Annotated in this window: 16 protein-coding genes; 4 read left to right on the plus strand and 12 right to left on the minus strand. The window is 57.4% G+C overall.

Annotated features, from left to right (window positions below):
* Positions 1 to 63: 63 nt before the first annotated feature.
* The 3 genes from GOV91_RS11000 to cobS all read right to left on the minus strand — a co-directional run bounded on the left by GOV91_RS11000 (position 64) and on the right by cobS (position 4979).
* A complete protein-coding gene (locus GOV91_RS11000) occupies positions 64 to 1854 on the minus strand; it encodes an aminopeptidase P family protein (RefSeq protein ID WP_171235536.1) in 1791 nt (596 codons plus the stop codon).
* A 137-nt stretch (positions 1855 to 1991) separates the two neighbouring features.
* Positions 1992 to 3869 carry a cobaltochelatase subunit CobT gene (cobT, locus tag GOV91_RS11005; protein WP_171235537.1) on the minus strand — a complete coding sequence of 626 codons (1878 nt, stop codon included), beginning with the start codon at positions 3867 to 3869 and terminating at the stop codon, positions 1992 to 1994.
* Between the two features lie 123 nt (positions 3870 to 3992).
* The gene (gene cobS, locus GOV91_RS11010; RefSeq protein WP_171175278.1) at positions 3993 to 4979 is read right to left on the minus strand and encodes a cobaltochelatase subunit CobS; all 987 of its coding nucleotides are present in this window, start codon (positions 4977 to 4979) and stop codon (positions 3993 to 3995) included.
* A gap of 378 nt (positions 4980 to 5357) precedes the next feature.
* Here cobS and GOV91_RS11015 point away from each other — a divergent pair, with 378 nt between their 5' ends.
* Positions 5358 to 6191, plus strand: coding sequence for a Hint domain-containing protein (locus GOV91_RS11015; RefSeq protein WP_171235538.1), 834 nt, complete (start codon positions 5358 to 5360; stop codon positions 6189 to 6191).
* Positions 6192 to 6357: 166 nt separating this feature from the next.
* Here the strand turns inward: GOV91_RS11015 and GOV91_RS11020 are convergent, their stop codons facing one another.
* Both GOV91_RS11020 and GOV91_RS11025 read right to left on the minus strand, forming a co-directional pair.
* A complete protein-coding gene (locus GOV91_RS11020) occupies positions 6358 to 6906 on the minus strand; it encodes a hypothetical protein (RefSeq protein ID WP_171175275.1) in 549 nt (182 codons plus the stop codon).
* Positions 6907 to 7043: 137 nt separating this feature from the next.
* Positions 7044 to 7670: a J domain-containing protein gene (locus GOV91_RS11025; protein WP_171175272.1), complete on the minus strand. Its 627-nt coding sequence runs from the start codon at positions 7668 to 7670 to the stop codon at positions 7044 to 7046.
* Positions 7671 to 7778: 108 nt separating this feature from the next.
* Here GOV91_RS11025 and GOV91_RS11030 point away from each other — a divergent pair, with 108 nt between their 5' ends.
* Entirely contained in the window at positions 7779 to 8033 is a 255-nt protein-coding gene (locus tag GOV91_RS11030; protein ID WP_171235539.1) for a BolA family transcriptional regulator, read from the plus strand.
* Positions 8034 to 8045: 12 nt separating this feature from the next.
* Here GOV91_RS11030 and GOV91_RS11035 read toward each other — a convergent pair whose 3' ends face one another.
* The 7 genes from GOV91_RS11035 to pepN form a co-directional block, all read right to left on the minus strand.
* Positions 8046 to 9122, minus strand: a complete 1077-nt coding sequence (locus tag GOV91_RS11035; RefSeq protein WP_171175263.1) for a PLP-dependent cysteine synthase family protein — start codon at positions 9120 to 9122, stop codon at positions 8046 to 8048.
* A 326-nt stretch (positions 9123 to 9448) separates the two neighbouring features.
* On the minus strand, positions 9449 to 9868 hold the full coding sequence (locus tag GOV91_RS11040) for a DUF4177 domain-containing protein (protein WP_171235540.1): 420 nt from the start codon (positions 9866 to 9868) through the stop codon (positions 9449 to 9451).
* An 80-nt stretch (positions 9869 to 9948) separates the two neighbouring features.
* Entirely contained in the window at positions 9949 to 11205 is a 1257-nt protein-coding gene (gene pepT / locus GOV91_RS11045) for a peptidase T (RefSeq protein ID WP_171235541.1), read from the minus strand.
* Between the two features lie 148 nt (positions 11206 to 11353).
* Entirely contained in the window at positions 11354 to 12865 is a 1512-nt protein-coding gene (gatB, locus tag GOV91_RS11050; RefSeq protein ID WP_171175256.1) for an Asp-tRNA(Asn)/Glu-tRNA(Gln) amidotransferase subunit GatB, read from the minus strand.
* A gap of 81 nt (positions 12866 to 12946) precedes the next feature.
* Entirely contained in the window at positions 12947 to 14206 is a 1260-nt protein-coding gene (locus GOV91_RS11055) for a hypothetical protein (protein ID WP_171235542.1), read from the minus strand.
* Positions 14207 to 14335: 129 nt separating this feature from the next.
* Positions 14336 to 14764 carry a hypothetical protein gene (locus GOV91_RS11060; protein ID WP_171235543.1) on the minus strand — a complete coding sequence of 143 codons (429 nt, stop codon included), beginning with the start codon at positions 14762 to 14764 and terminating at the stop codon, positions 14336 to 14338.
* Positions 14761 to 17313: an aminopeptidase N gene (gene pepN / locus GOV91_RS11065; protein WP_171235544.1), complete on the minus strand. Its 2553-nt coding sequence runs from the start codon at positions 17311 to 17313 to the stop codon at positions 14761 to 14763. Before pepN ends, GOV91_RS11060 begins: the two co-directional genes overlap by 4 nt.
* A gap of 209 nt (positions 17314 to 17522) precedes the next feature.
* Here pepN and GOV91_RS11070 point away from each other — a divergent pair, with 209 nt between their 5' ends.
* Positions 17523 to 19658 carry a malate synthase G gene (locus GOV91_RS11070; RefSeq protein ID WP_171235545.1) on the plus strand — a complete coding sequence of 712 codons (2136 nt, stop codon included), beginning with the start codon at positions 17523 to 17525 and terminating at the stop codon, positions 19656 to 19658.
* Positions 19659 to 19737: 79 nt separating this feature from the next.
* The gene (locus tag GOV91_RS11075) at positions 19738 to 20163 is read left to right on the plus strand and encodes a heme-binding protein (RefSeq protein WP_171235546.1); all 426 of its coding nucleotides are present in this window, start codon (positions 19738 to 19740) and stop codon (positions 20161 to 20163) included.
* Positions 20164 to 20217: the final 54 nt, after the last annotated feature.

The raw sequence follows: 20217 nt of genomic DNA on the forward strand, positions 1-20217 counted from the left end.
TCCTATTCCTTCCCTCGTCGTATTTGGGCCTCTCCTCTGCCCGTTCTATGTAACAGTCCTGTGTCAGACCGGTTCTGTTGCGGCATCCAACCACAGTTGCGCGTCATGTCCCAGCCTTGGGCGGATCTTTTCCGCCACGTCGCGGTGATAGGCATTCAGCCAGTCGCGTTCATCAGGCGTCAACATATCCACCAGGATCAACCTGCGGTCAATCGGCACAAAGGTCAGGGTGCGCCAGTTCAGCATTGCGCGCTCTGCGTCGCTGCCGGGCAGGGCTGGTGCCTCTTCTACCACGACAAGGTTTTCAATGCGGATGCCAAAGGCACCTTCGCGATAGTATCCGGGCTCGTTCGATAGGATCATACCGGGCTTGAGCGGTACATGGCTTACTTTTGAAAGGCGTTGGGGTCCCTCGTGCACACTCAGATACGCACCGACCCCATGGCCGACCCCATGATTGAAGTCTTGACCCGCAGCCCATAACGGTGTGCGGGCCACGCATTCTATGTCCCGGCCTGCAAGCCCAGCGGGCCAGCGCAGCATCGACATGGCGATCATGCCTTTCAGCACACGTGTGAAACAGATTTTCTCGTCTGCGCCGACGTTACCGATGGCAATGGTTCGCGTGATATCGGTGGTGCCGTCAAGATATTGCCCGCCGCTGTCCAACACCAGAATATGACCGTTTTCCAAACGGCTATCAGTTTCTTCGGTCACGCGGTAATGCATGATCGCACCGTTCGGCCCGGTCCCTGCGATGGTGTCGAACGAGATATCCTGAAGCGCATTGTCCTTGCGCCGGTTCTCTTCCAGACGCGTGACCACTTGCGCTTCGGTCACGCTGCCAGGGGTCTGTCCGTCCAACCAGCACAAGGTCTCAATCACAGCCACCGCATCGCGCAAATGCGCCTCGGTGCTGCCAGCGATTTCGGCAGGGTTTTTGCAAGCTTTGGGCAGGGCGCAAGGATCGCCACCCTCTGTCATCGCGTCGCCCAACGCATCCGCCACGATCTGAGGCAGCGTGGCGTCATCCACCTGCACCGGTCCTTTCAATGCCGCTACAGCATCCAGGAAGGTGCGCGGGTCATGGATAGCGACGTTTGATCCCAGGTGATCGCGAACCTCCGCCAGCTTTTCCTCTGCCATGAACAGATCAACCCTGCCAACCGCGTGCAGCACAGCAAACCCATGGGCCACGGGGTTATAGGCAATGTCCGATCCGCGAATGTTCAGCAGCCACATGATCGAGTCTGGCAGAGTGGTCACTGACGCTAGGTTCCCGTCCCGATGCAACCCCGCGGCCAGACGAGAAATCTTGCTGTCGGCCGATTCCCCGGCGAACTCAATCGGATGCAACTTGACAGGGTTCATCGGCGGGGCGGGCTGATCTGCCCAGATCCGGTCCACAAGGTTGTCACACCGTACCAGTTCGATACCTGTGCCGTCTAATTCGCGCATCGTACTGGAAATCTGACCTGCCGCGTGCAGCCAGGGGTCAAACCCAACTTTGCCGCCATCTGGCAGTTGCTCTTTCAACCAAGTGCTCAGACTGATCTCGGGCCAGGGCACCGGCGTGAAATCCTCGGCCACTTGCGCCTTGACCTGTGTACGATACCGACCGTCAATAAAAACTCCCGCGACATCGCTCAGGGCGACACAAAAACCGGCCGAGCCGGTAAAGCCTGTCAACCAAGCCAAACGTTCATCATGTGGCGCTACGTACTCCCCCTGATGTGCGTCCGCGCGCGGGATAAGAAACCCGTCCAAACCTGCCTGTGCGATCTCATCCCGCAGAGCTGCCAGTCGCGGAGGGCCCTGTTCCGGGCGAGCAGTCACTTGAAAGGATTGGAACATGAAGGGCCTCATTTGCTGCGTTTCCGGCAGACCCTGAGGTGCAATTGGAAAAATGTCCAGATCAGCGTCCCGGTACCTGATGGCCCATTGGCGCTTCATCTTTTGGAAAAACACGCCCGCCGGAGGCAAAGCCAGCCTCAGCTGGCCTTTCGCATCCCCATCACACGCGCCCGTGCACGCGGATCACTGTCGAACAGGGCCGCCAGTTGTTCGGTCATCGCACCTGCCAACTGCTCCACATCGGTGATTGTCACGGCGCGGTCATAATAGCGGGTCACGTCATGACCGATCCCGATTGCCAACAGCTCGACCATCTTGCGTTTTTCGACCATGGCGATCACGTCGCGCAGATGCTTTTCAAGATAGTTGGCCGGATTCACGCTCAGCGTGGAATCATCGACCGGAGCACCATCCGAAATGACCATAAGGATCTTGCGCGCCTCGCGCCGCGCCAGCATCCTACGATGCGCCCATTCCAAGGCCTCACCGTCGATGTTTTCCTTCAGAAGCCCCTCTTTCATCATCAGGCCCAGATTTGGTCGTGCGCGCCGCCAGGGCGCATCCGCGCCCTTGTAGATGATGTGTCGAAGGTCATTCAGGCGTCCGGGTTGCTGCGGTCGACCATCGTTCAACCACGCTTCACGCGCCTGACCACCTTTCCACGCCCGCGTGGTAAAGCCCAGAATCTCGACTTTTACGTTGCAGCGCTCCAGCGTCCGCGCAAGAACATCCGCGCAGATTGCCGCTATGGAAATAGGACGCCCGCGCATTGATCCCGAGTTGTCCAACAGCAGCGTCACCACGGTGTCACGGAATTCGGTATCTTTCTCGACCTTAAAGCTCAGCGGCGTGGTCGGGTTAGCAACTACGCGGGCCAATCGGCCGGCATCCAGAATGCCTTCTTCGCGGTCGAACTCCCAAGATCGGTTCTGTTGTGCCTGAAGGCGGCGCTGCAGTTTGTTAGCCAGACGTGAAACCGCCCCTTTCAATGGTTCGAGCTGCTGATCCAGATAGGCCCGCAACCGTTCCAATTCCGCTGGTTCTGCCAGATCCTCGGCTGCGATCTCTTCATCATGAGTGTCCAGATATACGCGGTAATCCGGGTCAGCTTCAGATGCAGGAGGCGGTGCAGGCGGCTCCAGCGGCGCTTCCCCTTCAGGCATCTCCGCCTCATCGCCCAACTCATCCTCGGCCATCTCGTCCATCGAGACCTGAGCCTGAGATTGATCCTGCTGCTCTTCCTGGCTTTGCTCAGGGGTCGCATCGGCGTCCTGCTCGTCCTGGTCATCCTGACCGGTGCTATCGGGATCGGGTTGTTCCTCGGCGTCTTCCTCGGCCTGGTCTTCCTGTTCTTCGTCCAGCTCATCGGGGTCATCCCCAAGCTGGTCGCCATAGCCCAGATCCTTGATCACCTGACGGGCAAATTTGGCAAACTCGGCTTGGTCCGAAAGAATCTCGTCCAGATTCTCCAGCGTGCCTCCGGCCTGTTCCTCGATGAAACCGCGCCAAAGGTTCATGATGTTCTCGGCCGCAGGCGGCAGATCGCGCCCGGTGGCCAAGTGCCGGATCAGATAGCCTGCTGCCACAGCCAGAGGTGCATCGGCAGGCTGCTTGCATTGGTCATAGCCGCGCCGGATCGCCTCATGTCCGATCTTGACGTCAATATTGCTGGCGGTGCCGGGCATATCCCGTGCGCCCATCGCTTCGCAGCGGGCGGTCTCCATCGCCTCATAGAGGTCACGCGCCATATCCCCCGGAGGCGCATAGCGCGCATGAGTGGCATCGTCGTGATATTTGCGCTGCAAGGCCAGAGCGTCGGCTGTGCCGCGTGCCAGAAGCACCTCTTCGCGCGTCATCCGGCGCGAAACCTGAGGCAAACGCATCGCCTCGCCGGACATGCCCGAAGGATCAACCGTATAGGTTACGGACAGCTCGGGGTCATCGGCCATGACCTTGGTTGCCTCGGCCAAAGCCTTCTTGAACGGATCAGCAGGGTTGTCGTTCTTCTGTGCCATGTCCCCAAGCCTTTCACATTGCAGATCCGATTTCTACCGACAGAGAAACCGGATCCGCCTTCATCTGGCTAAAAATACCTCCGCCGGAGGCATTGCGCCCGTTAACGGGCGAACTCCAGCGGATTACCCCAAGCTTACGCTTGCCGCGCTTTCCGGCAGCTCTTCGTCGAAGCAGCGCTGATAGAACTCGGCTACGGTCTGACGCTCCAGCTCGTCACACTTGTTCAGGAAGGACAGGCGGAAAGCATAGCCGACATCGCGGAAAATCTCGGCGTTCTGTGCCCAGTTGATTACCGTACGGGGGCTCATGACAGTCGACAGATCGCCATTCATAAACGCAGTCCGGGTCAGGTCGGCCACAGTGACCATCTGACTAACGGTTTTGCGACCTTCAGCCGTGTTATAGTGCGGCGCTTTCGACAGCACGATCATCGTTTCGGCATCGTGGCTGAGGTAGTTCAGTGTCGAGACCAGTGACCAACGGTCCATCTGGGCTTGGTTGATCTGCTGTGTGCCATGATAGAGGCCCGTAGTATCGCCCAGACCAACGGTGTTGGCGGTGGCAAACAGGCGGAAGTTCGGGTTCGGCGTGATGATCTCGTTCTGGTCCAGCAAGGTCAGCTTGCCGTCATGCTCCAGAACACGCTGGATTACGAACATCACGTCCGCGCGACCCGCATCATATTCGTCGAACACGATGGCGACCGGATTGCGCAGCGCCCAGGGCAGGATACCTTCGTGGAATTCAGTCACCTGCTTGCCGTCACGCAGCTTGATTGCGTCTTTGCCGATTAGGTCGATCCGGCTGATATGGCTATCCAGGTTCACACGCACAGCAGGCCAGTTCAAACGCGCTGCAACCTGTTCGATATGGGTCGATTTGCCAGTGCCGTGATAGCCCTGGATCATTACACGACGGTTGTGGGAAAAGCCCGCCAAGATCGCCAAGGTCGTTTCAGGATCAAACTTATAGGTAGGGTCGATGGCCGGGACGCGGTCTGTGGCCTCGGCAAAGCCTTTGACCTTCATTTCCGTATCAATGCCGAATACGTCGCGGACCGAGATATCTTCGGTGGGTTTCGCGTTTACGTCGATCGATCCGTCAGCCATTCGTCTTGTCCTTATCCTGTGGCCCGTCTTGCTGGGTCTGAACCCGTGTGTGGTGCAACATATTGCGGGCAAGGGCAAGGGAAAGAGGCAGCGCGGAAACGCTGAGGGGATGTTTCTTTGAAACTGGCCTTATCGGCATAGCGCGCCGAGGCTCGTGACTTACGGCTCAAACCAAAAAAGGGACGTTTTGCCTTTGAGGCGCGCAGCCGTAAAGCCACCAAACATATCAACATTGCAATAATAAAATATAATGGGTTAAATCGACGATATGTTGATGCATAATCGGCTCTCGGTGTTGGCTAACGGAAAAAAGCTCAAATGGCGCTAACAATTCTAGGCCCCTCTTCGATCGCAATCCCCAGTGGGTCGTCTTCGGTTATGCAACAATACACCGCGACCAAGGCCGGAGCTTCATGGAATGTTGTTGTTACGGGGACAGGGGGATTGAACCCTTCAGATTATTCTGTTTCGATTTCGTCGAGCGGGGTTTTAACTGTTGACCTCACCCCCGGTGTCGTCATTCCTCCCAACACGCAGCTGACCGTCGAAATATTCGCGTCTACGGGTCCTGGTAATGGGAATAACGACTCTCTTATAGCGACCGTCGCGCTTCCGGCTGGAACTGTGCCGTGTTTCGTGAAGGGCACTATGATAGCGACCGAAAAAGGGTATTGCGCTGTCGAGGAACTGTCAGTTGGGGATAAAGTGCGCCTTTCCAGTGGTGATCTGCTGCCCATTGAGTGGATTGGAGAAAAGACCCTGAGCGCGGAGGATTTGAGGCGCAACCCTCAATTGCACCCCGTTTGTATCCAAAAGGGAGCGTTGGGAGAAGGCATTCCTCACCGCGATTTGTACGTATCTCCGCAACACAGAATTGTTCTGGAAGGATGGCGCGCAGAACTTCTGTACGGAGAGCCTAGAGTCTTTGCCGCAGCAATCCATCTGGTGAACGACAAAACCATTCGTCAGGTTCATTTCAATGAGCCAGTCACGTACTACCACATTGCTTGCTGTCGCCACGCAATACTGATGTCCAACGGTTTGCCAACTGAAAGTTTATTTCTGGGTGATATAGCGCTGAAATCCTTCCACCGCGAAGACGTAAAAGAGTTGCTAACGCTATTTTCGGAATTAAGTGATCGCTCGACAGTGCCCTCACAAACTCGCCTGAGTTGCTTGAAGCGTTGGGAAGCACTTGTAATAATAAGTTAAGCTTGCGGAGAAAGCCCTGCCATTTACTGATCTACACCGCGGTCAAGCAAGTTAGTGCAAAGTTTGCTTCTCTAGATCGACTACCATCAATTTGAAATGAGGGCGCCACATAAAGTACGTCACAGCACCGCGCGCAAACTTTAGCTTTGAAACGACGGTCACCTACTCATAGCGAAAACCAAAGCTCATCGTTACGAAAGCCGCCTTTCACGAGGCGATCCGCTTTCAAAACATCCGGAAACTCGTCCACCCAATCCCGAAACCGGTCATTTGTGATAATGCGTGCCTTGCTGTCCCGCGACGCTTGTAAAATCAAAGGATCCGCCGGCGTTCCTTTGGGTGCGATCATGACCTGCTTGGTACGCAGACCCAAAGCGCGGCTCAGCGCCCGGTCGTTCATGTATTCGCCGTCGAGCTTATAGCCGACATTTGCATCGAATACGACACCCGGTTTGAACCCGGCCGTCTTCAGCGCCGACAGCACCAGCCGCAATGTGCCCAGATCCGGCTTACCCTCTTTCCAATGGATCACGTTGGACCCGTCCACGATGATCCATGTGTTTGCTTTGCGCCACCTGAGCCACGCGCGCAGCCCCCAAATCAGGCTGATGACAATGAATAGCAGGCTCAGTTCTCGGGCGAACGCGAATTCAGGCGGAAGAAACGGGGCCGCGAAATAAACGCCCAGCGAAAAAAGCAAAAGGAGGTATGGCATACGCACAGCGGCTGCTCCGTTAATACCCGTGTTCAAACTCCACCACTATTGCGGGAATTGAACAAGGTTTCCAGTGAGCTTGATCGCAATCGGGCCGGGCAGTGTACACACAAAGCCACAGCTGTCGGGTCGCAGATTTATTTGAAGTTCCGGCTGTCCTTGATCTGGTCCCAGGCCCAGACGACCTCTTGCAGCTGTTCTTCTTGCGAGCGATCACCGCCATTCATGTCCGGGTGCAAAACCTTGATCAACTTCTTGTAGGCCTTGCGCACCTCTGCCTTGGACCAGCTGTCATTGGCTTCCAGAATCTCGATTGCTCGGCGTTCGGTGGGGGGCAGGCGCCGGCCACCACCACCCGAAGTGCGGCCTTTGTTCTGCGTGCTGTTGGCACCCAGCACCTGATGCGGGTCCTCAATGCCCAGACGGGCCCAGGCACGGGCCTCGGGGTCGCCCATCGGCTTGGTCTCACGTTCCCACACTTTGTCCTTTGATCGCTGCGCGTTCAGTTCGGCCTCGGTGGTACCGTCGAAGAAGTTCCACTTTTGGTTATATTCGCGCACATGCTGCTGGCAGAACCAGAAGAAATCATCCAGCACATCCGGTGCCTTGGGTGCGCGGAACTTGCCCGGCTCGTTGCAGCCCTCATGATCACAGATCCGGACTGACGTCTCGGACGCGCCTGACATGCCCCGGCGCCCGCGCGGGTTCTTTTTCTTGGCGCTGGAAACGGACATATCAAATCCGAAGGGGTCTGACTTCGCCATGCTCTCAATCCTCACGAACGCATCTTTTCGACTCGGAGGCAGCAGTTTAATCTAAGCAGCCGAAAGTAGAAGAGGGGGGCGGTAAAATTTTTACCGCTGAGCGAAAAAATGAGCGTGACTGACGAGATCCGAACCTGCCTGCAAGCTGCCTTTGACCCGCGCGAGCTTGAGGTGATCGATGACAGCGAAAGCCACCGCGGCCACGCGGGCTATCAGGATGGTGGTGAAAGCCACTTCAACGTCCGCATTCGCGCCGCCGCCTTCGAAGGGCAAAATCGTGTCGCCCGTCATCGTGCGGTTCACAATGCCTTGGGCGATATCGTGCCCCGCATTCACGCGCTGGCACTGGATATCGATACCTGAACGCGCAGAACGTCAGTCTGCGCTCATCTGCGCTGAGGGCGTTGACGCCGAAATCGCATATTCTTCTTCTGTCATGTCGTCTTCGATGCCTTCGAACAAAGGGGTCGACAAATAACGCTCGCCAGTGTCCGGCAGCATGACCAGAAAAACGGATCCCTCTGGCGCGGATTCGGCCATCTTCATTGCGACGGCAAAGGTCGACCCGCCCGAGATTCCGGTAAAAATACCTTCTTCCGAGGCAAGTCGGCGTGACCACGCGATCCCTTCGGGTCCGGGCACAGGGGTCAGTTCGTCGTAATATTCGTTGTCTATGGCTTCCTGCAGGACCCAGGGAATGAAGTCCGGCGTCCATCCCTGAATCGGGTGCGGTTCGAAATTCGGGTGGCTCTCGGTCGGCTGATGATCCTCGTTGCGGGTGTTGGTGTACCCCGATGACACAATTGCGGCGTTGGCTGGTTCGGTCAGGATGATCTTTGTCTCCGGCCGTTCCTTCCGCAGGACGCGAGATACACCGGAAACCGTACCGCCGGTTCCGTATCCGGTCACCCAGTAGTCCAGTCGCTGCCCTTCGAAATCTGCAAGAACTTCCCGCGCGGTCGTGTTCTCATGGATATCGGCATTGGCAGAGGTTTCGAACTGGCTGGCCAGAAACCACCCGTTTTCCTCGGCCAGTTCCTTGGCCTTGGTGTACATGCCAAACCCTTTCTGCGCCTTGGGGGTCAGAACGACCTTGGCCCCCAGAAAGCGCATCAGCTTGCGCCGCTCGACCGAGAAACTTTCTGCCATCGTTACAACCAGCGGATAGCCCTTGGCCGCGCAAACCATGGCAAGGCCGATGCCGGTATTGCCCGAGGTTGCCTCGACAACTGTCTGACCCGGTTTCAATCGCCCGTCGCGTTCCGCTGCTTCGATGATATTCAGCGCCAGCCTGTCCTTGACCGAACCGGCGGGATTGAACGCTTCGAACTTCACATAGACGGTCACATGTTCTGGCACGATCCGATTGACCCGGATGCAAGGCGTGTCGCCTACTGTATCGAGAATGCTGTCATACAGGCGTGCCCGCCCTTGCGTTTGCCGAATAGCCATTTTGATGTCCCTCCCGGTTATTCAGTTAACATGCCATAGATTTTCGGGGGGCGTATCCCTTTTTCAAATGGCGTTTACCGCTTGTGTTCAAGTCGCTGCCATTTTTTGGTACTTCCGTTCTTTTTCGGGCGAGAATACGCGTTGAAAAGCGTCTGTCCCGATCATTCGCGATCGAAGCGGGCTGGATCCATCAAGGGATAAATCTAGACGCTGGTTGCGAAAAAAAATCCTTATTGAAGGGGTGGTAAATTTAAAAGACTTAGAGGTTTCTCAATATAGCAGGCAGTCAAGGGGCCTGATAAAGACACCAATCCCTGCTACAAAGATTAGGTTTTTGAGATTTCACCGGCCTCGGGTGTTTCATCAGACCGTTTCAAAGACAAGGGCGGTTCATCCGCTTCCGCGGCAATCGGTTTCGGCGCTTGAACCTCGTCAGGGCCCGGTACTGGCTGGGCCAACGGGGTGCTGTCCATATCTAGTGCTGTGCCGATTTCAGGTGCGTCAACTTCTTCTTCCACCACGCGCCGGAACACCAGCACGTTGCGCCAGTTTGTGGTCGATCCGGTCAGGCCCGCGCGTTCCTCGCTGGGCAGCAATTCGGCGCGTTGGTATTCCCAGCCGTCCTGACCCATTTGGTTCAGGACCTGTTCAACCGAGACCGCAAAGCGACCCTCAGCCGTTTTGACGCCCTTGGCTTTGACACCTTTTTGTGGGGCGGGGATCACCTTGTATTCGTAGCGCTGCATCAACTGTTCCTAAACACCTGTTCGCGATAAACTAACACGCTGATCCCCGAGGGAAAGAGCCGTTGCCCAACCGGCGGATTTCAGCCCTGATGATTGCCACCAGTCTGTGCTGCCTTGGTCACAACCGACAGGCACAGTTCGGTCGCCAGCGCCATGTCCTGCACCGAAATCCATTCCATCGGCCCGTGAATACACTGCATCCCAGTGAACAGATTGGGGCAGGGGGTGCCGAACTCGGTCAGGCGCGACCCGTCGGTGCCGCCACGGATCGGGACGGACAGAGGTTCGATCCCCAACTCACGACAGGCATCCCGGGCCAGATCGACTGGCGTCATGTCGTTTTCCAGCCAATAGCGCATGTTGCGATACTGATGGCTGATCTCGCAGGTGATGGTCGCGCGTGGTTCGGTGGCCTGTACGGCGGCACACACCTGACGCACGATGTTGCGCTGGGCTTCCAGTGCGTCCAGCTCGAAATCACGCAGGATCAGTTTGATCTCCATCTCGGAAGAGCCGCCATTCATGTCGGTGACATGGATGAACCCTTCGCGCCCATCGGTGGTTTCCGGGGTCATGGTGGCCTGAGGTAGCGTCTGAACGATCTTGGCCGCCAGATGTGCTGCGTTCACCATCTTGTCTTTCGCCAAACCGGGATGGATCGAAACGCCTTCGATCTTGATCACAGCACGGTCGGCTGAAAAGCTCTCGTACTCGATCTCACCGACTTCCTGACCGTCCAGCGTATAGGCGAAATCCGCGCCCAGATTCTTGGGCAGCTGTTCGGTTACACCGCGCCCGATCTCTTCATCCGGGGTAAAGGCGATGCGGATCGGTCCGTGCAGAATATCCGGGTTTTCGATCAGGTGCCGTGCCATGGTCATCAGGATCGACACGCCCGCCTTGTCATCCGCACCCAGCAGGGTCGTGCCTGAAGCGGTGATCAGGTCATGCCCAATTTTCTCGGCCAGATAGGGGTTTTCTTCCGGCGACAGAACCAGATCAGGATCGTCGGGGAATGAGATGTCACCGCCATTGTATCCCTTGATGACACGTGGCTTGACGCCTGTGGCGTTGAACTGTGGGGCCGTATCCACATGCGCCAAAAAGCCCACTGTCGGCCCCTGAGCGTTTCCGGGAATGGTTGCAACCACCACGCTATCGCCTGTGATCTCGATATCCTGCGCGCCGATCTGGGCCAGCTCGTCGCGCAACAGGTTCAGCATGTCGAACTGGATTTGCGTGCTTGGGGTTGTAGGGGAAGTCTCGTCACTCTGACTGTCAATGGCCGCGTATCGCACCAGCCGGTCTTCGAGTTCCTGATCAAATCTGTTCTGCATGATACCTAACCTCTCTGGAGGCGAAGAAAGAGCGCGAACAGGGGGAAGTCAAGCCGATGGCTTGCCCCCCCAGTCTTAAGATTTCGTGAGAATACGATGTGTACAAATCCACGCGTTGCCGCTGGCAGACCTGTACACATAAAACGGGTTACGACCCAAGCTTTTTGCTGACCAGTTCGTTCACGGCCTTCGGGTTCGCCTTGCCTCCGGTCGCCTTCATGACCTGACCGACAAACCAGCCCGCCAGCTTCGGGTTCACTTTGGCCTTTTCAACCTGCGCCGGGTTGGCGGCAATGATTTCATCCAGAGCAGCTTCGATGGCGCCGGTATCGGTCACCTGCTTCATGCCGCGGTCTTCGACGATCTGCGCCGGATCACCGCCTTCGGTATAGACGATCTCGAAAAGGTCCTTGGCGATCTTGCCCGAAATGGCATCCGACGAAATCAGATCGATGATCCCACCCAACTGCGCCGGAGAAACCGGCGAGTCGGTGATGTCGTGGTCTTCTTTTTTCAACCGGCCGAACAGTTCGTTGATGACCCAGTTCGCAGCCAGTTTCCCGTTACGGCCCTTGGCGACCTCTTCGAAATACGCAGCCGATTCCACTTCGGCGGTCAGAACCGATGCGTCATAGTCGGTCAGGCCGAATTCGCTGATAAAACGTGCCTTCTTCTCGTCGGGCAGTTCGGGCAGCTTCGCGGCGATGTCGTCGACCCACGCTTGTTCGATTTCCAGCGGCAGCAGATCAGGGTCGGGGAAGTAACGATAATCGTGCGCCTCTTCCTTGGACCGCATCGAGCGGGTCTCGCCCTTGTCCGGGTCATACAGGCGGGTTTCCTGTTCGACCTCACCGCCCCCTTCGACGATGGCGATCTGGCGGCGGGCTTCGACCTCGATCGCTTGCTGGATAAAGCGCATCGAGTTCATGTTCTTGATCTCACACCGCGTGCCAAGATGCGAGAAATCCTGCGTTTCCTGATACTTCTCATAGGCACCCGGCAAACAGATCGATACGTTCACGTCGGCGCGCAGGTTGCCGTTCTGCATGTTGCCATCGCAGGTGCCCAAGTAACGCATGATCTGGCGCAGTTTGGCGATATAGGCGGCGGCCTCTTCCGGCCCGCGAATATCGGGGCGGCTGACAATCTCCATCAGGCAAACGCCGGTCCGGTTCAGGTCAACAAAGGACATATGCGGGTCCATGTCGTGGATCGATTTACCCGCATCCTGCTCCATGTGAATGCGTTCGATGCGAACCATGCGCGCGGTGCCGTCACCCATTTCAACCAGCACTTCACCTTCGCCCACGATGGGGTGGTACAGCTGCGAAATCTGATAGCCCTGCGGCAGGTCGGGGTAGAAATAGTTCTTGCGGTCAAACGCCGATTTCAAGTTGATGTCCGCCTTCAGGCCCAGCCCGGTGCGCACAGCCTGTTCAACGCAATATTCGTTGATCACAGGCAGCATTCCCGGCATCGCCGCGTCGACGAAGGCCACGTTCGAGTTCGGCTCGGCCCCGAATTGGGTCGACGCACCAGAAAACAGCTTGGCATTGGACGAGACCTGAGCGTGCACCTCCATCCCGATCACCAGTTCCCAGTCGTGCTTGGCCCCGGCAATGGTCTTGGGTTTGGGCATTTCGTATGTCAGATCGAGCATGGCGCGCCTCATTTCCGCAGAAGTCTAAGCCTGCGTATTAGGCCCGGCAGGGCCTAGGGGCAAGGGGGAATCCTGACGCGTTCAGTTCTGGGAAAACTGTAGGCCTGTTGGTGTGAAGGTCACATCCATACCGCTACGCAATTCGTCTCGGAACAGATCCGAGATTGCCCGCAATGCATCCCGCTGACCCCGCGCGGCAAACCGCTCGGGCGAGTTGATGCGGACGGAGTTGTTAAAACCTGCGGTCGCGTGGGCCCAGATCATGGGATGCAACTCGGTCAAGTGGTCGCGGATCAACCAGTTTGCGGTCTCGCGCATCTGTGCTCGGAACTGGTCGGCTTGTTCGTTCACTCCTCGTCCGTTCTGGATGGTGATTGCACAATAGGCCGAGAGCATATTGATCATTTGCTGGTCGGGCCGCAGCCGCACGATGTCGCGCAAACCGTCCAGGAAATACTCGGTATCGACACGCGCACAGGCTTCTTCATCCAATGCAATGGCGTCGAATTGGACCCAAGTGTAGCCGCCAGCACCCCAGACGCCCTGGGTCCGAGCCGCAGTACGCATCGCTTGCAATTCCAATTCATCGTAGCTTCCGAACCACCGGGGCAACAGATGGCTGCCCATGGCACGCATGTGCCGTTGGTTGCGCGGATCCAGCGTGATCAGACGCTCGTATTCGTCTGACACACGCGCATTGGATCTGCGCTGACCGGCCAAAAGCGCGCAGCTTGCCGCAGCAATCAGCGGGCTGTCCGGGGCATCAGCCCGGCATTTGGGCAAGATCGACGCGGCCCGGTCGAAATGCGCCGCACAGCGCGATCGGTGCAACGGCGGCAGTGCCGCGTCCGAGGCGGTTCCGCGCCAAGCCCAGGCCAGATCGATATGGGCAAGGGACACGACAGTAGCGATCATCGGATCATCGGGAAAGTCTGCCATTTCGCCTTCAAGCTCAGATATACCTCCCAACAGGTCATAGTCCGAAATGGCCTTTCCATCCGTCAGCGCATGTTCCGCAGCCAGCACCACATCCGATCTGGCCCCAAATGCCAGAAGGTCGGCAATCGGCATTCCGTCCGACACGGCAGCACGATCCTGATCCGCCGCGCGCATCTCCTTGGAAAGATCTTCCCAACGATCTTGTCTGGCAAGGTGACGGCCGTGCTCGATTGTGGAATGTCCGATCAGGTTTTCATCACCTGTTCGCGCAACAGGAATGTTGAGTTGCCCTTGATCCGGCAAAGCAGCAGCCAAAGCAGACTGCGTTGCGCACAAATCTGGTGCGGTTGGGGCAGATGAGGCTGATTTCTGGGCAAACAATGCCCTAAACGACCGAAACATGGCAAAACTCGAAAACTGTAAAAACACTGAACTGCTTATAAATCTGGCGAGATATTGGGCTCAGATCAAGTTAAATGCTTAACAGTTTTCGCTTTTTGTGTCCAATTTACCGGTCAGAGGCCCAGTGTTTCAGAAAATAGTAAAATGATGGCGCTCAACACGGAATCCGGCCTGTGTCAGGACCGGTTCAAGGTCTCGATGCGGCGGGAGCGACTCATCGGGTAAACGGATTCGTTTGCCCGAATGCAGAACGATGGAAACGCGTACGGACAAGTCCCACCGCGTGTCAAATCGGAAAAAATCAATGTCCTGCAGCAGGACCTCTGCCTGACGCTTGCCGGTAAACCAGCGTATGGCGGCCGCATCGATCTGCACGCCAGCGCGCGTATTCTGGATCACGTCCCACACAGCTGGCAGGGTGCCCAATGCCAGCAGCCATACGATCCACCAGGCGGCATCGAACAGGACGACCAGAGCCATCAAACCGGAATAGACCGCAGCCAGAATGACCAATGTTCGCGTGTTTCGGTTCTGGCGGGCAAATGTGAAGTCCGTCATGCGCCAAGGATACGCGATACCATTTCACTGGTGTCACGCGACAGGTTCGGGGTTTCAGCAATGCGAGAAAGCTGCGCACGCATCAGGTCCTGACGGTCGGCATCATATCGTTTCCACGTTTGAAATGCCGAACACAAGCGGGCAGTGGTTTGCGGATTCACGGGATCCAGTCGGATCAGCCAATCAGCCAGCAGGGCATAGCCAACCCCGTCAGGCTGATGGAACCCGGCATGATTCATCGCCAGCGCGCCCATAACCGCGCGGAACCGGTTGGGGTTCTTCCAGTTAAAGTCAGAGTGCTGCGTCAGAGACTGTGCCACACCGGGTGTTGCCTCGGGTGCAGCCATTGCCACTTGAAGGCCAAACCACTTGTCCATGACAAGACGGTCATGCTGCCACTGGCTGTAGAACGCGGCCAATTCGGCCTCACCTTTGCGCGCACGCAGCAGGCAAGACAAGGCGGTTAGTTGCAGGGTCATGTTATCCGCTTTGGAGTAGGCTTCGGCTGCCATTGCTCCGCCATCCAGTCGGGTGGTCAGCGCCAGCGCGGCGCTGCCAAGGGCGCGCTTGCCGGATTGCGCAGCGTCCGGCGCATAGGGGCCATCCACCAAGGCTTCGCTGTGTAGCCGGGGCAACAGATCCTGTACGTGCTGGGCCGTGGCCTGCCGCAGTGTCTCTACCGCGGACCAGATCGCCATCGGATCAGGGGTCTGCCCGCGCTCGTACAAGGTTGCCGCTAGCTCGGACTGCGTCGGCAGCCCAAGCATCAAGGCCCGGTAGGCCGGGTCCAGTTCTCCGTCACGCAGCACGGCCAGCAGACCATCGAGGTAATCGGCATCCGGCGCGGCATCATCCTGGATCATTCGCAGCAAAGTGTCCTGCGCCAGAGACCGCCCAGCCTGCCAACGGTTGAAGGGGTCGGTGTCGTGGGCTAGCAGAAACGCCCGCTCGGCGTTGCTGACGTCATGCTCAAGAATAACCGGCGCTGAGAAATCACGCAGGATTGACGGTGTGGGTTTTGCGGCCAGCCCGGTGAATTGAAAGCTTTGCTCAGCTTCGGTCAGTTCCAACACTTCGGTCGGGCGGACCTCATCCCCATTTGCACCTAACAGGCCCACGGCAACCGGGATTACCTGAGGCTGCTTTTCATTCTGTCCCGGCGTCGGCTCGGTGCGCTGTTTCAACGTCAGGGTATAAATGCCGTCCGCCCAGTCTTCCGAAACGGTGACGCGTGGCGTGCCCGATTGGCTGTACCAGCGTTTGAATTGAGTCAGGTCGCGGCCTGTGGTGTCTTCGAATACCTTGATCCAATCTTCGATGGTGCAGGCTTGGCCGTCATGGCGCTCAAAATACAAGTCCAGCGCTTTGGTATAGGCGTCATCCCCGACCAAGCGTTTCAGCATTCCGATTACTTCAGCGCCTTTCTCATAGACGGTCGCGGTGTAGAAGTTGTTGATCTCCTGAAAGCTCTCGGGGCGAACCGGGTGTGACAGGGGGCCGTTGTCTTCGGGGAACTGGCGCGCGCGCAGGTCTATGGCGTCGTGAATGCGTTTCACCGGGGCCGAGCGCATGTCGGATGTGAACTGCGCATCGCGAAATACCGTCAGCCCTTCTTTCAGACACAGCTGAAACCAGTCACGGCAGGTGATGCGGTTGCCGGTCCAGTTGTGAAAATATTCATGCGCAATGATCGCTTCGATGCGTTCGAAATTCGCATCGGTTGAAGTTTCGGGGCTGGCCAGAACAGCCGACGAGTTGAAGATGTTCAGCCCCTTGTTTTCCATCGCGCCCATGTTGAAATCATCCACGGCGACGATGTTGAACACGTCTAGATCGTATTCGCGGCCATAGATTTCTTCGTCCCATTTCATCGATTTTTTCAAGGCTTCCATGCCAAAGGCGCATTTGCCTTCATCGCCGGGACGAACCCACAGGTTCAATTCCACGTCGCGGCCCGACTTGGTGGTGAATTGGCCGGGGTGGGCGATTAGGTCTCCTGCGACCAGTGCAAACAGATAGGCCGGTTTGGGCCATGGGTCGGTCCATTCGGCCCAGCCTTCACCCTTGCCCGACGGGTTACCGTTGGACAACAACACCGGAAGGTCGCCGTTGATACGCACGGTAAAGGTGGACATGACGTCCGGGCGGTCGGGGTAATAGGTGATTTTGCGAAACCCCTCTGCCTCGCATTGCGTGCAGTGCATGCCGTTTGACATGTAAAGCCCTTCCAGCGCGGTGTTATTGCCGGGATCGATCTCGACCTCGGCCTCCCAGATGAAGGGTTCATCCGGTACGGCAACTGTCAGGCCCTTGTCTGTCACATCCGGCGTGACTTCAGCGCCGTTGATCGAGGCGCTGATCAGCGCGAGGTCTTCCCCGTGCAGAAAGAAGGTCCGCTCCGTGGCATCGGGGTTTGGGCGAAAGGCGACGCGCGATGTGACCCGGGTGGCGTGGTCAGCAAGGTCGAAGGTCAGGTGCACGTTATCCACCAGATAGCCAAACGGCGTGTAGTCCTTCAGGTAAATTGTTGTGGGGGCAGCGTCGCGCATCTGGGGCCTCGTATCCGTGCTGGTTTGGCGCGACGTTAGGGGCTTCGGTCAGGGGCTGCAACTGGCCCGCTTCATTCGCTTGCTGATTTTGAGGCAGCTTTTTGAAGGATCGAATACTGCTAATCACTCGACAAAAGTTGCCTATCGGAAACTTTCCCCCTAAATGCACCGAAGCATACAGTGGCACACAATCGCGGGAGAGCGGGAACATGACTGGCAGACAGACTCTGAGCGGGCTGCAGATCGATCCGATATTGGCAGAGTTTATAGAGACGCAGGCGCTTCCAGGTACGGATGTGTCTCCTCAGCAGTTTTGGGCGGGCCTGGCGCGGTTGGTGAACGAGTTGGGGTCGAAGAATCGCGACCTCCTTGCTAAACGGTCTGAAATTCAAAGCCGCATCGACGGCTGGCATATGGCCCGCAAGGGCCAGGAGATTGATCCTGCTGAATACCAGGCTTTCCTGAAAGAGATCGGTTATCTGGTCCCGGAAGGGGATGGGTTTCAGATCGAGACGGCAAACGTGGATCCCGAGATTGCCCTTACCCCCGGTCCCCAACTTGTTGTGCCGATCACCAATGCCCGTTTTGCCTTGAATGCTGCCAATGCCCGTTGGGGCAGTCTTTACGACGCGCTTTACGGAACTGACGCTATGGGCGATTTGCCAGCAGGCGGTGGCTATGATGCCGCGCGTGGGGCGCGCGTGATCGCCTGGGCTAAAGCCTTTCTGGACGACGTCGTACCACTGGCGTCCGGGTCTTGGTCAGACGTGTCCAGCCTTACAGTGAAGGATGGAGGATTGGTTCCTGCGCTGGTCGAACCTGCGCAATTTGCCGGGATTGGTGGTGCGGCGGACAAACCGGAATTCGTGCTGCTGAAAAACAATGGCCTGCACATTCAGATCATGATCGATCCTTCCAGTACCATTGGCGCAACTGATCCCGCTGGCATCGCGGATGTCCGGCTCGAGTCAGCGCTGTCGACGATCATGGACTGCGAGGACTCGGTCGCCTGTGTCGATGCCGCCGACAAGGTGGTGGCCTATGGCAATTGGCTGGGTCTGATGAAAGGCGACCTGACCGAAGAGGTGACAAAAGGCGGCACCACGTTCACCCGCAAGCTGGCTGACGACCTGAGCTTCACTACACCGTCAGGCGGTCAGGCTACGCTGAAAGGACGGTCGCTGATGCTGGTGCGCAATGTAGGCCACCTGATGACCAACCCGGCTGTGCTGGACGCAGAGGGGCGCGAGATCGGTGAAGGGCTGATGGATGCACTGTGCACCACTTTGATCGCCATGCACGATCTGAAGCGCGAAGGCGGTAACTCGGTCGAAGGTTCGGTCTACGTCGTAAAGCCCAAGATGCACGGGCCCAAGGAAGTTGCGTTCTCGGTCGAGATTTTTGACATGGTCGAAGATATTCTTGGCTTGCCCCGCAATACCGTAAAACTGGGTATTATGGATGAGGAACGGCGCACATCAGTCAACCTCAAAGAATGTATTCGGGCGGCGAAGTCGCGCGTGGCGTTCATCAACACCGGGTTTTTGGACCGGACCGGGGATGAAATCCACACGTCAATGGAGGCCGGCCCAATGCTGCCCAAAGGCGATATTAAAAATACGCCCTGGATTGCCTCATACGAGGATCGCAATGTCGACATTGGCCTGGCGTGCGGCTTGAAAGGCAAGGCACAGATTGGCAAGGGCATGTGGGCAATGCCGGATCGCATGGGCGACATGCTAGACGCCAAGATCGGGCACCCGATGTCTGGCGCGACCTGCGCCTGGGTGCCTTCGCCAACCGCCGCGACGCTGCACGCGACGCATTATCACAAGGTTGATGTGCTTGCGCGCCAGGATGAACTGGCTGCCGGAGGTGCGCGCGGTACGCTGGATTACCTGCTGACCATTCCACTGCTGGATGGTCGGAATTTAGGCGACGATGAAATCACTCGTGAGGTCGAAAACAACGCTCAGGGCATTCTCGGCTATGTGGTGCGCTGGGTCGATCAGGGCGTGGGCTGCTCCAAGGTGCCGGACATCAACGACATCGGCCTCATGGAAGACCGCGCAACCTGCCGGATTTCGTCTCAGGCGCTGGCCAATTGGCTGCACCATGGCATCGTGGACGAAGCACAGGTAATGGCCGCGATGCAGAAAATGGCCGCTGTTGTGGATCGTCAGAACGACAGCGACCCCAGCTATACGACTATGGCACCAAGCTTTGACGGCATCGCCTTTCAGGCGGCCTGCGATCTGGTGTTCAAAGGGCGTGTTCAGCCCTCGGGCTATACCGAGCCGGTTCTGCACGCCCGTCGTCTGGAGTTGAAGGCAAGCCAGGCGTAAACGGTTCGGGTCGGGGCAAGGGGTAGTACCTACCCCTTGTTTTCCAAAGAAGATTTTATCCAAATGAAAGGGATCAGAGATGGCTATTTCTTTGCGCAAAGCGCGCACCATCATTCGTAAGGCTCTTGAGAAGGGGCGCGAGATGGAGTTGAAACCTCTGTCTGCCGTGGTTCTCGATGCGGGCGGTCATGTCATCGCCTTCGAACGCGAAGACGGTGCCGCCCCGGGTCGTTTCGCGATTGCGCATGGCAAGGCCTATGGCTCGGTCATGTTGGGCATGGCCGGGACTGCGCAGATGCAGCGCGCCGAGGCGCAGGCCTATTTCATGGCTGCGGTGAATGGCGTTTATGGTGGGCAGGTTGTGCCGGTGCCGGGCGGTGTTCTGCTGCGCGACCGAAAAGGCGCCGTGATCGGCGCTGTCGGCGTGACAGGAGACACCTCGGACAATGATGCAGTGGCTGCAATGGCTGGAATTGAGGCAGCCGGTTTAGTCGGTGAGATTTAAGTCTCCGCTTGGTTTGTCCTGCCAATGCCAAAACTTTTGAATAATTTCCCGATT

Origin of the sequence: Ruegeria sp. HKCCA6837, assembly GCF_013034475.1 — a bacterium.
Lineage (GTDB): Bacteria > Pseudomonadota > Alphaproteobacteria > Rhodobacterales > Rhodobacteraceae > Ruegeria.